At 35.2% G+C, this 16551-nt stretch carries 19 protein-coding genes; 4 read left to right on the top strand and 15 right to left on the bottom strand.

All coding sequences use genetic code 11. The features are described from left to right. Positions 1-3: 3 nt before the first annotated feature. From AC3EA5_RS06060 to AC3EA5_RS06110, 11 genes are all read right to left on the bottom strand, one after another. On the bottom strand, positions 4-816 hold the full coding sequence (locus AC3EA5_RS06060; RefSeq protein ID WP_488607500.1) for a GDSL-type esterase/lipase family protein: 813 nt from the start codon (positions 814-816) through the stop codon (positions 4-6). A gap of 57 nt (positions 817-873) precedes the next feature. Then, on the bottom strand, positions 874-1713 hold the full coding sequence (locus AC3EA5_RS06065; RefSeq protein ID WP_488607501.1) for a DegV family protein: 840 nt from the start codon (positions 1711-1713) through the stop codon (positions 874-876). A gap of 96 nt (positions 1714-1809) precedes the next feature. Beyond that, positions 1810-2556 (bottom strand): lysophospholipid acyltransferase family protein, encoded by a 747-nt coding sequence (locus AC3EA5_RS06070; protein WP_488607502.1) that lies wholly within the window; start codon positions 2554-2556, stop codon positions 1810-1812. Next, positions 2549-3046 (bottom strand): dihydrofolate reductase, encoded by a 498-nt coding sequence (locus AC3EA5_RS06075; RefSeq protein ID WP_488607503.1) that lies wholly within the window; start codon positions 3044-3046, stop codon positions 2549-2551. The genes AC3EA5_RS06070 and AC3EA5_RS06075 overlap by 8 nt, the downstream gene beginning before the upstream one ends. Before the next feature lie 14 nt (positions 3047-3060). Next, a complete protein-coding gene (locus AC3EA5_RS06080; protein WP_488607504.1) occupies positions 3061-4005 on the bottom strand; it encodes a thymidylate synthase in 945 nt (314 codons plus the stop codon). Between the two features lie 151 nt (positions 4006-4156). After that, a complete protein-coding gene (locus tag AC3EA5_RS06085) occupies positions 4157-4738 on the bottom strand; it encodes a YpjP family protein (RefSeq protein ID WP_488607505.1) in 582 nt (193 codons plus the stop codon). Positions 4739-5130: 392 nt separating this feature from the next. Next, complete coding sequence (locus AC3EA5_RS06090) at positions 5131-5925, bottom strand: class I SAM-dependent methyltransferase (RefSeq protein WP_488607506.1); 795 nt, start codon at positions 5923-5925, stop codon at positions 5131-5133. Next, a complete protein-coding gene (locus AC3EA5_RS06095) occupies positions 5922-6359 on the bottom strand; it encodes a BrxA/BrxB family bacilliredoxin (protein WP_488607507.1) in 438 nt (145 codons plus the stop codon). The genes AC3EA5_RS06090 and AC3EA5_RS06095 overlap by 4 nt, the downstream gene beginning before the upstream one ends. A gap of 348 nt (positions 6360-6707) precedes the next feature. Continuing rightward, a complete protein-coding gene (locus AC3EA5_RS06100) occupies positions 6708-7823 on the bottom strand; it encodes a virulence factor (protein ID WP_488607508.1) in 1116 nt (371 codons plus the stop codon). A 25-nt stretch (positions 7824-7848) separates the two neighbouring features. Beyond that, entirely contained in the window at positions 7849-9726 is a 1878-nt protein-coding gene (locus tag AC3EA5_RS06105) for an ABC-F family ATP-binding cassette domain-containing protein (protein ID WP_394187895.1), read from the bottom strand. A 2-nt stretch (positions 9727-9728) separates the two neighbouring features. Continuing rightward, positions 9729-10358 (bottom strand): HD domain-containing protein, encoded by a 630-nt coding sequence (locus tag AC3EA5_RS06110; protein ID WP_488607509.1) that lies wholly within the window; start codon positions 10356-10358, stop codon positions 9729-9731. Positions 10359-10562: 204 nt separating this feature from the next. Between AC3EA5_RS06110 and AC3EA5_RS06115 the strand changes: the two genes are divergently transcribed. Next, a complete protein-coding gene (locus AC3EA5_RS06115) occupies positions 10563-10781 on the top strand; it encodes a cold-shock protein (protein ID WP_394187893.1) in 219 nt (72 codons plus the stop codon). A 115-nt stretch (positions 10782-10896) separates the two neighbouring features. Here AC3EA5_RS06115 and AC3EA5_RS06120 read toward each other — a convergent pair whose 3' ends face one another. Continuing rightward, positions 10897-11091, bottom strand: coding sequence for a zinc-finger domain-containing protein (locus tag AC3EA5_RS06120; RefSeq protein WP_394187892.1), 195 nt, complete (start codon positions 11089-11091; stop codon positions 10897-10899). Positions 11092-11346: 255 nt separating this feature from the next. On the opposite strand from AC3EA5_RS06120, the gene AC3EA5_RS06125 reads away from it, so the two are divergent. Beyond that, the gene (locus AC3EA5_RS06125; protein WP_488607510.1) at positions 11347-12030 is read left to right on the top strand and encodes a queuosine precursor transporter; all 684 of its coding nucleotides are present in this window, start codon (positions 11347-11349) and stop codon (positions 12028-12030) included. A gap of 12 nt (positions 12031-12042) precedes the next feature. Next, entirely contained in the window at positions 12043-12441 is a 399-nt protein-coding gene (locus tag AC3EA5_RS06130) for a reverse transcriptase-like protein (RefSeq protein WP_488607511.1), read from the top strand. 86 nt (positions 12442-12527) lie between these two features. Here the strand turns inward: AC3EA5_RS06130 and AC3EA5_RS06135 are convergent, their stop codons facing one another. Beyond that, positions 12528-12728 carry a cold-shock protein gene (locus AC3EA5_RS06135; RefSeq protein WP_016427350.1) on the bottom strand — a complete coding sequence of 67 codons (201 nt, stop codon included), beginning with the start codon at positions 12726-12728 and terminating at the stop codon, positions 12528-12530. A 197-nt stretch (positions 12729-12925) separates the two neighbouring features. Beyond that, complete coding sequence (gene coaW, locus AC3EA5_RS06140) at positions 12926-13750, bottom strand: type II pantothenate kinase (RefSeq protein WP_488607512.1); 825 nt, start codon at positions 13748-13750, stop codon at positions 12926-12928. Between the two features lie 301 nt (positions 13751-14051). On the opposite strand from coaW, the gene AC3EA5_RS06145 reads away from it, so the two are divergent. Next, positions 14052-14939 (top strand): diacylglycerol/lipid kinase family protein, encoded by an 888-nt coding sequence (locus AC3EA5_RS06145; RefSeq protein WP_488607513.1) that lies wholly within the window; start codon positions 14052-14054, stop codon positions 14937-14939. 69 nt (positions 14940-15008) lie between these two features. Here the strand turns inward: AC3EA5_RS06145 and AC3EA5_RS06150 are convergent, their stop codons facing one another. Next, on the bottom strand, positions 15009-16451 hold the full coding sequence (locus AC3EA5_RS06150; protein WP_488607514.1) for a DEAD/DEAH box helicase: 1443 nt from the start codon (positions 16449-16451) through the stop codon (positions 15009-15011). Positions 16452-16551: the final 100 nt, after the last annotated feature.

Genomic DNA, 16551 nt, shown 5'->3' on the forward strand with positions numbered 1-16551 from the left:
TCCTTAGAAATCCATTTCCCCGTTTGTTAGTTCTTTTAAACCGCATGATTGAATTGATTCTAGCATGCGTTCAGACATTAGTTCATAGCCTTTACTATTTGGATGGAAAAAATCCGTATGGTAAACAAGATTCGTATTTGAACTAAATAAGTCGTCTACAGTTATGAAACAAGCGTTAGAATCTTGCTCTGCCATCGCTTGAATCGACTTATTCCAATTTAACAAAATCGTATCGAACTCATTTTTTTCTTCCGTTACGATAGAAAAAGGATTATATAAACCCATTAATATCAACGGAGCATCAGGATTAACCTTGCGAATTTCCTTCAAAATTTCATTGTATCTATTGGAGAATTCGATTAATTCTTTTTCAAACGTTTCAATTTTCAACTCAAATAAATCCTTTTTCACGATCGCCATCACGTCATTGCCGCCAATGGTCATCATAATCATATCCGCTTTCTTCAAGTTATCACTAACTTCGCCTGATTCTATTTGAGCAAGCAATTGATCACTTCTTCTACCGCGTTTAGCTAAATTTTCAATTTCTACATCCTTAACACCTTTAAATTCGGATACGTTACTTGCTAATCTCCCCATATATCCTCCGAGCTTTCTTTCATCACCTACACCTTGAGTAAGGGAATCACCGAGGCCAATGAGGACTTTATTTTCTTGAATGAAGGTCTTTTCTATACGTAGCTTTTCTAATTTTACGGATTGTCTTATTGTGAAGTCTCTTGTGTTCATAAATTCTAATTGACATCCTGTCAACAAAACAATCATCACTATGACAAGTATCAACTTCTTTCTCATGTTTTTCTCTCCTTCTCAAAAGAAAAACAGGGATTTCTCCCTGCTTCAGATTTCATTTTATTCAACCGTATACATAAATCCAATTGCTCCACTACCTGTATGCGTGCTTATTACCGGTGAGGTAAACGCTACTTTAACATCATTAAAACCAGATTCTTCTATACGTTTTTTAAGTGGGTCTGCCATTGCAAATCCATTAGCTTGTGAAATCCCTACATACTTTACTTTCTTACCCTCTGTATCTTTTTGATACTGATCGAACAAATATTGTACAACTTGCTTATGGCTTCTAGCTTTATGAACTGGTGTATATTCGCCACCTTCTAAAGAAGCGATTGGCTTAATCGAAAGAAGTGATCCGATTAAAGCCTTTCCTTTGCCTATACGTCCACCTTTTACTAGATTCTCTAATGTATCCACGACTACAAATAAATTAGTTCTTTCACGAACTGATTCAACGTGTTTGACAACTTCATCTAATGATGCACCTTGTGCAATTAACTGTGCAGCTTCTAACACTTGAAATGATAAAGCATATGATATAAATCGAGAATCGATTACAGTTACATCAGAAGAAGACATTTCAGCTGCAGCTTGTGCAGATTTCACTGTTCCACTCATGCCACCAGTCATATGAATAGAAATGATTTGATCTCCATTTTTACCTAATTCATCATATAATTCATGAAAAATCCCAACAGCAGGTTGAGAACTTTTTGGCAGTTCTTTAGAAGACTTCATAAGTTCTAAAAATGCTTCCGCTTGTAAGTCAACACCATCAGTGTAGGTTTTACCATCAATTTGGACATTTAAAGGTACAACATGGATATTATATTGAATAATTTGCTCAGAAGTTAAATCAGCTGTTGAATCGGTAACAATATGAATTTTTGACATGAATGACACACCCTTCTCTATTCCTATATTATAAAAAACGTTGTAATCATCTGTAAACTAATTGCATTTATCATACAAAGCAAAAACCCATCTGCTTCACTTTCGCATTTGGGTTCGCTCAAGATGTATTTCATTTACTTTTTGAGTAATTACGTTTTGAACAGTCTCTATAAGTTGTTTTGATGATAACTCTTTTATATGTTCAACGGGAATAGCTTCTAAAACATGTATTTCTACATGTGCAGCTTTTATCTTATTATTATTGTTTTCCATAATGTCCGATGTTCCTACAATTGCAATTGGAATAATGGGAACTTCAGCACCTTTTGCAATCCTTGTGAATCCTGATTTAAATTCCTGAACACCATTTTTTTTACTTCGCGTGCCTTCAGGAAAAATAATCATAGAGTGACCTGCTTGTAGGGTTGATATCATATCTGTGATGGAACGCATTGCACTCCTTCTGTCTGTTCGATCAATGAAAACACAGTTCATAGCTTCCATCCAATCTCTAATGATAGGAAGCTTTTTCACTTCAATCTTAGACATAAATGAAAAAGGCTTTGGTATGTGTGCAATCAAAGCTGGGATATCAAAATTACCTTCATGATTGCTAACAAATAAAACCGGACCTTCTGGAATTAAATCCAGTCCTTTTACATTAAAAGTGCTTTTCGTTCGTTTTAAAATCCCGTTTGCCCACTTTTTCGGTTGCTGATGGACCAGTTCGTCATACTCTGCAGTCGAAAGCAGCTCCTTTTGTTTTTGCACATTACGCAAATCTTTTAAGCTGAAAGGTAAATAGCCAAACAAAAATGAAAAAGTTCGAATGGAATTATACATTTTGTTTACTCTTATTTCTTTGTAAAATTTGATAAGTATAACGTAATCCTTCTTCAGTTATCATTTCTTCTGATTTACTGGAAATCGTCCATTCACTCTCATATGGCGGAAAGAATGTATCCCCTTCAAATTCACTTTCAATAACCGTAACATATAATTGATCAGCAAGAGGAAGTGCGTCTTTAAAAATTTGTTCTCCTCCAATTATCATCACTTCTTTATGAAATGTCTTTGCAATTGAAATTGCTTCTTGAAGTGAGTGAACAACTGTAACACCTTCTGGTTGATAAGACTCATTTCTAGTTATTACGATATTCAATCTTCCTGGTAATGGACGACCAATGGATTCAAACGTATTTCTACCCATAATCATTGCTTTCCCCATAGTCTTCTCTTTAAAATAAGCAAGTTCGTTTGGAATATGCCAAGGCATTTTATTTAAATGACCAATTACTCGATTTAAATCATGGACAACAATTAAAGAAATCATTATTTCCCTACTTTCTATACAGCAATTGGAGCTTTTATTCGCGGATGTGGATGATAATTTTCTATTGTAATATCTTCCGTTTCCAAATCAAATATTGATGTTTTTTCAGGTGAAATATTAAGTGTTGGCAGGTCACGTGGTGTTCTTCCTAATTGTTCATTCACCTGGTTCATATGATTGGAATAAATATGAGCATCACCCAGTGTATGAACAAACTCACCTACTTCAAGATTACACTCACGGGCGATTAAGTGGGTTAATAGAGCATAAGAAGCAATATTGAAAGGAACGCCTAAAAAGACATCTGCACTACGTTGGTATAACTGACATGATAGTTTTCCATCGGCTACATAGAACTGGAAAAAAGTATGGCATGGTGGCAGTGCCATATCATCAACTTCTGATGGGTTCCATGCTGTAACGATATGCCTTCTTGAGTCCGGGTTATTTTTAATAGAAGAAATGACGTTCTTCAATTGATCAATGGACTGACCATCAGCAGTTGGCCAAGAACGCCACTGTCTTCCATAAACAGGACCTAAATCACCATATGTATTTGCAAATTCTTCATCATTTAAGATCTTATCTCTAAATATATTCATTTGTGCATCAACAACTTTTTGAAATTCCTCGTCTTTTGATGCACGAAGTCCAAAGTTAGTCATATCTGGGCCATTATAATCCGAACTGTTTACCCATTTTTCAAATGCCCACTCATCCCAAATATAATTCCGTTGTTCGATAAGGGATTTCACGTTCGTGTCCCCTTTAATGAACCATAGTAATTCAGAGGTGATTAATCGCATAGCTGTTTGTTTTGTTGTCATTAATGGAAAGCCCTTTGTTAAATCAAATCGCATTTGATAACCAAAAATACTTTTTGTACCAGTTCCAGTTCGATCATTCTTCGTAGCACCATCTGCTAATATTGTTCTGCAAAGTTGTAAATACTGATCCATTCGTAGACCCTCCAGTTCTATCTTTTTATAAAGTAATTACTTCAACTACTCTAAAGAGTTTTCATGATAAGAATGCACCTATCTAAATTTAATTATAAAAAAAGACACCATCATATCCCTAGATTAGGAATATGATGTGTTTTTTTGAGTTCTATGATAACCATTTTGGGGGCATATTTTTGGACCAATAAATATCGCCTAACTTATAGTGTTTTGCAAACTGGTCTTGGACTGTATGATAATGAAAATTAAAGTAATAACCTTCTTGCGGCTTGCGATCTGTTCGTACATGGAAACGTATAATATCGCTGCCAGTAGTGGATTCATAAATATGGAACATTTTTTCACTATGATTACCTGAAGGGTTCTCACTAATCGCTAAAGAATTCAATTTTTGCTGGTCTAAATCAACTAAAGTCATTTCAATCGCTTCTTGGATTTTCGGAAAAATAATCTCATCGAACTCATCCGCAATGACCGGACCAATACGGGAACCGAATTTCAATAAAGACTGTTCTTTTGCTAATAGGACGGCATCTTCTAAAAAACTTGAAGGTGATTGTTCTTCAGACCACTCTACCGAATATGTATGCTCCGTATTGTGAGAAGAAATTGATTTTTGATGCGCTTTCTCATCTAATAAATTTTCCCAAATAACATGGTTTGGCGAAATAACACCAAATGTAAGAAGGGCTACAGCTACAACTAACGATTTTTGAATCCACTTTTTCATCATTGTCACCTTCTAATCTAAACATTTTTGACAAACACTTATGTAGAAGTACGATTTCAAGAACTAAAGGTTTCATCTTTACACTATTCATTGTACAATAAAAAAGTATAAACAGCTTGTTTTTTTCACAAGGAGGCATATGAAATGGATACACAATTAGTGATTGGAATTGGTTTCTTACTCTTACTAGCTTATTTAACATCATTAAATTTCACAGATTAATTAGAAAGACACAGTTTGCATCCAGAATGGTGCAAATTGTGTCTTTTCTTATAAAAATACCTATATTGAATTAACAAATGAAGTAGCAAGGAAAAAATTCAATTTGATCGAAAAGCCACAGTATCTCGGAAAAAATGGGATACTGTGGCTTTATTGAACTAATCGTTTTTCTAGACCGTTTTTTCTAAACAATCTATGTAGCCATAATGGAATTTTGTGTTTTTACGTACAATTTGGTTAAAGTGAAAATCATTAAACCATGTGGATTGAAAATGGGCTTTCAAAACAACTCTTTTTTTCGCAACTCTAGTCGCTTCTGACACCCATTCTTCTGTTAATGCATCAGTACGGCCTACATGTCTTAGTGGATTTATGTTACCAGACTCCAAAATAGTTTCCTCGAACATTGGATCCATATAAACGACGTCAAAAGAAGAATCCTTTTGTGTTTTTAAATAGGACAAAGCATCACTAGAAATGACGTCGATTTTCTTCATTAAAGATAAGTATTCTTGATGATCCGTTCGATCTCCATGAAATGCTTCTTTTAGGATAAATGCCTGTACTTTTGAGGCTTCACAACCAACAACTGTACCCGCTTCTCCAACAACAAAAGCCGCAACCAAGCTATCTGATGCATATCCGAGCGTACAATCTAAGAAAGAATCCCCTTCAACTAACTGACATGCATCAATCAAAGTGTCAACCTCTCCTCGAGCTAGCCTTTTCAATCGAAACATAGCAGAACTTGGATGAAAATAAAAGGGCTGTTCTGAGTGAACACCATAATATTCCCACCTAGATTTAGTCGCAACTAAGACATCGCTTTCATATTGTTTTTGAAGCTGAGTCACTGTTCTTTTTTGACGATCAATATAAGGAAGTCCTAAATGCTTTCCTGCATCATTTGCTAACTGAATCGTGAAATCAGTTGGCCTACCCGCCGTCGTAACGATTGTTTTCACGATGATACGACTTGATTAAGTACTTCAACTAAATGATCTTTAATTTGTTCCATTGGAAAACCTTCTATCTGTTCACGTGGAATAAAATAAGCCAAATTTCCATCTTTCCAAATTGCAATAGATGGTGAACTTGCTGGCACTTCTTCAAAGTATTGACGCATTTGAACAGTAGCTTCTGGATCTTGACCGGCAAAAACAGTTACTAAATGTTCCGGTTTATTAGCCACCTCAGATAATGCTTGGGATACAGCTGGACGCGCAAGACCAGCTGCACAGCCACACACTGAATTAATGACAATTAAAGAAGTACCTTTAGCTGAGTTCATATGCTCATTAACCATTTCAGCATCCGTTAACTCTTCAAACCCAACTTGTACTAGTTCTGCTCGCATCGGTTTGACAATTTGCTTCATATATTCATCATAAGCGTTCATGTAGTTTCCCTCTTTCTATATGTTTGATTAAATTATTTTGTGTTAAATAGAATTTGATCCATTTCCAAATATCCTAAAGGATTCTTATGGAAATAGATGAATAAATTGATTTTCCGAAATACTTTTTATCATGATAAAATATAGTTAGAAAGAAGAGATAGTAGACTTCTTTCAAAATTAGGTAACGATTTTCATGTCCAATATAACTTTTCCTGTTTTGTGTTATGTTGGCTTAATTTTAGACATCCGGGGTGGTTGCCGGATGTCTTTTTTGATGTTAAAGGAATTGTTTAGAATAAATAAACGCATATAAACATCATATGCGTTTATGTCAAACATCTAATTCATTTATTTGAGGGATTCTGTCATTTGCTTCCAAACAGAACCCTTCGCTTCTTCACCGTCTTCAATACGTGCAATCGCCATATTAATTTGAAGCTTTACTTCAAATTCCGGGTCTTCATTCGCTTCTTTTAAAGCTGGCAAGGCGTTTTCTGTACCTGTTTCAAACAAATACATAGCTGCACGCCAGCGTACTAACTTGTTTTTATCTTTTAACGCTTGAATCATGGCAGTCTCAAAGTTCGTAAATCCTAAATCACTCATGCAATCTCCAGCAGTTCTTCGAACAGATGGACTCTTGTCATTCAATGCTTTTTCTAAATAAGGAACAACTTGTTCATTATCAATCATTCCTAGATAGACAGTTGCTAATCGACGAATTGCCATTTGTTCATCATTTAATGCTACGTCTAATAAAGGTAGGTCATCCACATTTGGGTCGGCCATTTGATCTAATAATTGAAAACGCTCTTCCCACGTATTTAACTGAAATTCCTCAAGTGTAATATGACGACCTCTAGTCGGGACTTCCTCTTTAGGGCTTTTAGCATCAGTAATTAAGGTCTGTAAACGTGACTCAGGATAAGTTGCTTCGATTTCTTGTACCACTTGTTCAGCAATTTCCTTTTTGTCACCATACCGTACACCATAATCCACCCATTTGCGTTGAAGAATATAATTTTCATCTTGGTCATGCATACTAGCATTCATGGCTTCCACGAATCGAGCAGAAAGACCTAATCTTTCTTCAGCTGTCTGATCGAATACTTTTACTTGTAGTGGAATACCCTTTATCTGTTGAACATGCACGTAGACTTCACCAAAATGTTCCTCTACTTTTTCTTCTTGAGTACTCGTTTCATGATCTTCACCAAAAGCTCGTCGCACTTCAGCTAAAATTTGTTCCCAATCATTTTTTGCAATACGTTCAATCGCTAAAAAGTCAGCTACATGATAAATTCCTTTCACTCCCGGAATTTGTAATATGGCTTTTATTTCAGATGGGGCATCTACATTTTCATCTTTTTTATAATTAAAACTTTTCCCAAAAGGTAGCTCATTGTCTACGACAACTTTCATCGTATTTGGACTTGGTGTTGGTTCAATTGTAAGTATTTTCACATAGATCCCTCCTAAACGTATTGTATCATGACCCCATAATATCTTGCAGATAGGACCATCTTTCAATCAAAAGATTATACTGATTATTCAACTGATCTAATTGAGTCGTAGCAAGTTGAAGCTTTTCAAAATCTGCACCAGCTGATTCCACTTCTTTTTCAGCAGCCATAATTTCAGCTTCTATTTTTGCAATATCTGCATCAATCGTTTCCCACTCTTTTTGCTCTTTGTAAGAAGGTTTTTTCTTTTGTTCTTTCACCTGTACAGGTTCAACTTTTTCAACGATGATTTCTTCTTCAATCGGAACTACTACTTGTTCTAAGAAGTCAGAATAGATTTCTTGAACTTCTCTCGTATTCCCTTTACCATCCAGTGCCCATAATTTTTTAGCGATTCGGTCCAAGAAGAAGCGATCATGAGAAATGGTAATAACAACACCTGGGAATTGTTCAATGAAATCTTCTAAAACCGATAATGTTTGAATATCTAAATCATTTGTAGGCTCATCCAATAATAGAACATTTGGTTGTTCCATTAATAATTTTAGTAAATGTAATCTTTTACGTTCTCCACCAGAAAGTTTCCCAATTGGCGTGCCATGCACTTTTAATGGGAATAAAAAACGTTCCAACATTTGAGCTGCAGAATGTCGTACCCCATCTGATCCTTCTATATCATTCGATGATTCTCTTACATATTCAATCATACGAGTCGTTGGATTCATCGGAGGAATCGTTTGTTCGAAATGAGCGACTTTAACCGTTTGTCCAATTAGCAATTCACCTTCATCGGGTTGAATTTTTTCAGCTAAAATATTGATCAATGTACTTTTGCCTGCTCCATTTGGTCCTACTATGCCAATGCGATCTCCTGGCTGAAGCAAGAACGAAAAGTTTTTGATGATTTGTTTGTTATTGTAAGCTTTTGAAAGGTCGATACCCTCTAACACTTTTTTACCTAGTCGTGTCGTAGCAAGTTTCATATCTAATGATGTTGTATCATTGTTACGATCCACTTGCTCATCTAATACTTCAAAACGTTGAATTCGAGCTTTTTGTTTTGTAGTACGTGCTTTTGCACCTCTTCGTATCCATTTTAGTTCAGAACGGAATCGATTTTGAAGTTTTAATTGAGACGAAGCAGCCATTTCCTCTCGGATTGCTTTTGCTTCTAAATAATCTCCATAATTCCCTCTATGTGTATACATGGTTTGATCTGCAATTTCATAAATATGAGTGGACACCCCGTCCAAAAAGTATCGATCATGGGTAACGAATATAATGGCACTGCTTAATTTAGCTAAGCTTTCTTGTAAAAACTTAGAAGATTGAACATCTAAATGGTTGGTAGGCTCGTCTAATAGGATTAAATCTGCTGGTTCAATTAATACTTTCGCTAAAGCTACACGTTTTAATTGTCCACCAGATAATTCATTCACTTTACGATCGAACATATCAATTCCTAATCGTGACAATGCCGTTTTAGCCATAGCATTGACATCCCATGCGTTATATTCATCCATTTTTTGTTGAATATCCATGTATAAGTTTTGATTTGCTTCTGAAGCAGAATCGATTGTCAATTTCTCTAATGCATCTTCATACTGACGATTAATTTGAAGTACTGGTGAATCTCCACTAAATACCGCTTGCAGAACAGTTAAGTCCTCAGCAAATTGTGGATCCTGCTCTAAAAAAGAGATGCGGTATTGATTTGGATGATCCATTGTTAATTGATCCGCTTCAATCTGACCCGCTAAAATTGAAAGGAAAGTTGATTTCCCGGTTCCATTAACTCCAATTAGTCCTGCGCGTTCCCCAGCATAAATAGTAAAATCAATATTTTCGAATAACGTTTTTTCTCCAACAGTCTTAGTTAAGTTTGATACGATTAAATGACTCATTCTTATTCACTCGTTTCTATTTTAAGTTGGTCAATAAATGCCAACATGAATTCATGACGCTGTAAAGCTAATTTCTTCCCTGTCTTTGTTACCATTAAATCTTTTAATAGAAGTAACTTTTCATAAAAATGAGTAACTGAAGATGTTTTTTCATGACGATACTGACTTTCTGTCATATTCGTCCGTGGAACTTCTGACCAGTCATACAACTTTCTTCCTTTCGCACCACCGAATGCGAAGGTCCTTGCGATGCCAACTGCTCCAATAGCATCTAAACGATCGTCATCACGAACAATTTTGGCTTCTAACGTGCTAGCCACTTTTTCCTGTCCACCGCTAAACGATACGGATTCAATAATGTCCACAATCCATTGTCGATCGCTTGAAGAGAGTGAAAGTTGATTCAAAATATCATTTTCTTTCTTTTTGCCTTCTGGTCCACTGTATTTAACATCACTTACGTCGTGAAGCAGAACTGCTAACTCTATAATATCAGAGCGGACATCTCCTTCTTCCGCACTAATTTTTCTAGCATTTTCAAGAACACGTTCTATATGTTGAAAATCATGGCTCGCATCAAAATGAAGATAAACATCTTTGACAAGTAGTTCACAGAGTTCAATGTTATTCAATCTTATCGCCCTTCCATATACCTTCTATCCTATCTATAAAAGTATCATGACATATATGTTGCAATGTGTGCAAGGTAACTGGTTCTGCATGTAATTGACTAGTTTCGACAAATCATGTATAGTATAGCCATCCATTCACAGAATGTTTTGTATCCTGTTGAAATGGGAAATGACATTTCGCTAAAGTAGTAGGGAGGAACGTTCATGCACCAAGGTAAAGTAAAATGGTTCAATAACGAAAAAGGTTATGGCTTTATCGAATATAATGATGGTGAAGATGTGTTCGTCCATTTTACTGGAATCCAAGGAGAAGGGTTCCGAACGTTAGATGAAGGTCAATCGGTTTCATTTGAAATCATTGAAGGAAATCGCGGTCCCCAGGCAGCGAATGTTTTTTTAAACACATTAGAAAAACAAAGTTAAAACCGAATGGTGATAGCTCAAGTATTTTCTAATACTGATTTCTTATTATCCCTATTTCTAATCAGTATAATTAAACGACCCACTAATCTATAAAGATTAGTGGGTTTTTCTATGATTAATTATTTTGTTTCACTTTATTTAACTCTTCACCTAAGAAATGGAGTTGATCGCCAACTGTGCACGTTTGAATGCAAAATCGATGAGCAAAGGTTTTCCCACCTTTTTGACGCATTTCCGTCTTTAAAAAACAATCTGTGCAATACGTATCGAGAAGATTATCTATTTCACGAACAATTAATTCTTTATTCATTGTGATCACCTCAAATAATAGACATAATAATGTCAGAATGAAAATCTCACGAGTATCATTAAAAAATTATACCTTACCCCATTAATGCAATTTGAAATTTTACCGAACAAAGTTCGTTTCAAATCACATCCTTATATTTTACACCCTCATTGCATTTCTATGCAACTGACATTATAATAGTCAAGTTGGAAATCAGTTGGATTTCTACAGGCGGTTCGTAAACTCCCGCTTTATCAAAACTACAGGAGGATTTATATGCACAACGAATTATTAGGAATTGGATTTGCCCTTTTAAACATGATTTTTGTATTGATCATGTATAAGTTTTTTGGAAGAACAGGTCTCTTTGTTTGGGTTGGCTTTGCAACGGTCTTAGCCAATATTCAAGTGACAAAGATGATTGAAATCTTTGGTTTAACAGCTACATTAGGGAATGCTATATATGGAAGCATATTTTTAGTAACAGATATTCTAAATGAAAAATACGGTAAAAAAGAAGCGAAAAAAGCTGTTTGGTTAGGTTTCGCATCATTAATTATGATGACGATTATTATGCAAGTAGTTTTGCAATTCACGCCTTCACCAGATGATTTTGCACATGATTCACTATCTACGATTTTTGGCTTAATTCCTCAGATAGCTCTAGGTAGTATCATTGCTTATCTTGTTAGCCAATATACGGATGTTTATATTTTTAGCTTCCTACGAAAATTATTCCCATCTGACAAAGCTTTTTGGATCCGCAACAACGGCTCAACGATGTTAAGCCAATTGCTAGATACACTAATTTTCACTTCGATCGCATTTTATGGAGTTTTACCATTAGATGTTTGGATGAGCGTATTCTTTTCAACGTATCTATTGAAATTCTTAGTATCAATCCTTGGAACACCGTTTGGTTATATCGCTAAGAAAATGACCCCTTTAGACGAAAAATAAGGAGGTTTTAGGATGTTAGAGGTTTATATAGATGGTGCAAGTGCAGGCAATCCAGGCCCTAGTGGTATTGGTCTTTTTATTAAAGGCGAAGGTCATCATGTCCAACTTTCTGAGTATGTTGGCATATATGATAATCATACAACAGAGTTTATGGCTTTGATTCGTGGTTTAGAAGAAGCGAAGAAGCGGACCTCAGGCATTGTGTCAGTTAAATCAGATTCTCAAATTGTTGTAGCAGCTGTTGAAAAGCAGTATGCAAAAAACCCGGTCTTTAAAGAGTTATTAGATCAAGCAATGGAAATTGCTGAATCATTTGAATTCTTTTTCATTAAATGGATACCTGAAAGTAATAACAGAGCAGCTGATCAATTAGCTCGAAAAGCCATTCAGCAAAAACAAACACTCGACTAAAACAATTGCTTAGACGAGTGTTTTTCTTTTGGACAAACAAAAAAACAGACTCTCAAAGAGAGCCTGTTTATGGTTTAATATTTGAATTAAGCTTTGTTTACGTTAGTAGCTTGAAGACCACGTTGGCCTTGCTCGATTTCAAAAGTAACTTCTTGACCTTCATCAAGAGATTTGAAACCTTCGCTTTGAATAGCGCTGAAATGTACGAATACATCGTCTCCGCCGTCGCGTTCGATAAATCCAAAACCTTTTTCTGAGTTAAACCATTTTACTTTACCTTGTTCCATGTGTATGTTCCTCCTCGTGTACGTAAGTACACATTGTGTTACTATCCTTGCTCAAATCGTGGAGATAAAATCTTATAAAAGTCTTTCTCAAATCCGAACAAAAATAATTCTCTCTAAATATAACATGGTTATTTTTCATTTGCAACTAAGATGCTTGTGTATATTTGTAATTATCTTGTTTTTCAAACAATAACAAATTATTTCATTCTACTTAATAAAGCACCTATTGCTCCACTGAAACCATTGTCTTCTAAAAAGATGGGCGTTCGATTTTTCCGCTTTGTATAGTTCCCAATAATGGTCTGTAATGGAACGTTTTCAGATAATGTGGAACCTATATAAAGGATGTGTTCAATGTTTTCAGAAGTAGCTGTTTGGATACTTAAGGTAGAAATAACTTCCCCAACTAAACCTTGAATTGAAGCAATTAAATCCTCTTTTGTTCTTGAAATCTCAATATGTAAACCGGCATCCCCAAAATTACTAGCAGTTAATCCACCATCGATTGGTGTTTTATTTCCAAAATAAATATCACTTACTAAAATATCTACTTTAGCTCTACTTCCTTTTGACGATAACTCAACGATTGTTTCGAAATCCACAATCCCCGTCATCAAATTAGATAGGCCGAGTAACGTACCACCACCTATACCAGTTCCACCTACACGTTCATGCAGATTTCCTTTCAATAGATGAATAGATGTACCTGTTCCTATGTTCGTTACGATTGCTTCATTAAACGTATAACCTTGTTGCTGTATTTGGAAATTGACTCCTGCAACCGTTGCATCAAACTCCACTATATAATGAAGATTTTTATGTTGTTTTAAAAATGGTTTTAATTGTTCAGAACGGCCACCGGTTAATCCAATCAAAGCATCTTCTGAAAAAGAAGCAATCCAATTACTTACTTCTTCCATATCACTTGAAGGAAAGTGTTCTAATATTAATTGATTTTGATCATCGTAGTAAGCGATCTTGGTTAATGTCCCACCTACATCTATTCCTAATGCTTGAACCATGCCTGCACTCCTTTTAATACACAAAAACTGATTATTCTTCTTTTTAATCATCTCATGTTCATTATATAGTACTTCTTAATTGTGTACTTGAATATTTCACATTCATCCAGAAGTATCAATTTATCATAAAAGTATGCATACTGATTATTAATATAGGGTACATCTTTAGTAGTTGAGAATTTTTCATAGGAGATTACAATTCATTTGCAATTTGCGATCAAGTTACTCTTTGTTTTATTGCTCATCTATCTTCGTTCTCAGAAGACTTTAACAATACTTTACTAATGAAAGAGGTGAAAAAATGCCTAGATTTAATCATGGATATTTATTGTTTAATGGACAAGCAGGTCAGGATTCAAGTGAAATTGCCCTCAGTAAAGTGGTACCTATTTTAGCTACTCATTGTAGTCAATTAACCATCGTTCAAACGATGTCCCCTGAAGATTTTCAAGATGCAATTTTACAAACAGAATCTGCTGATGTCTTGTTTTTACTAGGTGGCGATGGTACTTTACACACGGCAATTCAAGTTTTTGAAACAATGAAAAACGTTCCAGCCATCGGTATTTTACCAGGTGGAACATGTAACGATTTTTCACGAACACTTGGAATTCCTCTTACACTTGAACTAGCTGTCGAATCACTCGTTAATGGAAATGTTGCACCGATGGATTTAGCACAAATAAACGATCGATGGTTTATGAACTTTGCAGGAGTTGGATTAATAGCTGATGCCTCAGAGAACATTAACCCTGATTTAAAAAGTAAGTATGGAAAGCTTAGTTATTTCATGAGTGCGATCCAATCTTTCAAACAAAGTGAACCCATCCCTTTTCAACTTCATATCGACGGAGTTTCCTATTTGGAGGAAGCAGTTATGGTGTTAGTTATGAATGGAAATTCTATAGGCACTCATCGATTCCCACTTGAAATAATTGACCCTTCGGATGGAATGCTTGATATTATCGTCGTACAATCCTCTACGATGGTTGCTATTAGAGAATGGTATTCGTTAAATCAACCTCATATCGTACCTGACGATTTAAACAATATTACACATTATCGAGGTAAACAAATTAGTATTAAGACCAGTGAGCCAAAGAAAGTGGATACAGATGGAGAAATTTATTTAGAGACCCCTCTTCAAATTCAAGTACATTCTAAAAAGATCAATTTTTTAATTCCATAAAAAATAGCCGTTTCGCAGAATATGCAAAATGGCTATTTTTCTGTATACGATTTAGTTTACATAATAATATTATTTATTTGCTATATAAACTTTTAATTTTTTTCCTTTAACGGTTGTATCTTTCATTTGTTTTAAAACGGATGAACCTTTCCCATTTAAAATCTCAACATAAGATACATTTTCTTGAATCGTAATAATTCCGATATCATCCGAAGTGATCCCCTTCAAATTTGAAATTGTTCCGACAAAGTCAACTGCTCTAAGTTTCTTTTTCTTCCCACCATTAAAATACAATTTAATGATGTCTTCATTTAATTTTTCCTTCTTCTCAACTTTTAATTCCGGCTCCTCTTTCATCTTTCGGTTGAAAGCTTCACGGCCTTTAACGACTTGTTCTTTAGTTGGAGAATCTTTTAATGGAATAATAAACCCAATATACTTCTCAACAGCTGCTAAGAATTTATCTTCATATGGTGTAACAAGTGTAATGGCTTTCCCCATCTGTCCTGCTCTACCTGTTCGCCCAGTTCGGTGAACATAGCTTTCATTTTCAAGAGGCATATCGTAATTAATAACATGTGTAATCCCGTCAATATCGATTCCACGTGCTGCAACATCCGTAGCGATTAAATATCTAAACTCACCACGTTTGAAGTCGTTCATGACTTCAAATCGTTCATCTTGTTCCATGCCACCATGAATTTTATCTACAGAATAACCAGCGTCATCTAGTGCATCTACTAGAGTATCTACATTATCTTTAGTTCGGCAAAAGATAATACAGCTATCAGGATTTTCAACAATCGTGATATCTTTCAATAAATCCAATTTATTTTTCTCCGGAACAGTATAGACTTCATGCTGAATAAGTTTTTCTTTTTCTTCTATTTTTTCAATCTCTATGTCGACAGGCTCGATCATATATTTATGACATAGTTTTTCGACATCTTTAGGTAAAGTAGCTGAGAACAACATCGTTAAGCGTTTTTTCGGAAGCATTTTCATGATTGACTCAACTAAATCAATGAACCCCATGCTTAACATTTCATCTGCTTCATCGAGAACTAATATTTCAACTTTACTTAAATCTAATGTGTGTCGTTCAATATGGTCCATAACTCGTCCTGGAGTACCAACTACCACATGAGATTTTTGTTTAAGTTCAGCTCTTTGCTTAGCGAAAGGTTGTTTCCCAAAAACTGCAGTCGCTTTTACACGTTTAAAGCGTCCGATATTCATGATATCTTCAGATACTTGTAGTGCCAATTCTCTAGTAGGTGTTAAAACTAACGCTTGTGGCTTATTTTCGTCCCACTCTACTAATTCGCATATTGGAATACCAAACGCTGCGGTTTTCCCGCTTCCTGTTTGAGACTTTACTGAGATATCTTTTTTTTCTAATGCTAGCGGAATTACTTTTTCTTGTACTTCAGTTGGTTCAGTGTACCCCAGCCCATCAAGGGCACGTAAGATTTCTTCAGATATTCCATAGTCTTTAAATTGTTTTGTCATAAATCCATTCTCCTTTTAAATCATGAGAGTTACATCTCTTGATTGCTTTTACTAAGTATACCAATCATTTCTCTCTGATAGCTTATAACTGAAAACTATG

It is taken from the genome of Paenisporosarcina sp. (genome assembly GCF_057785155.1).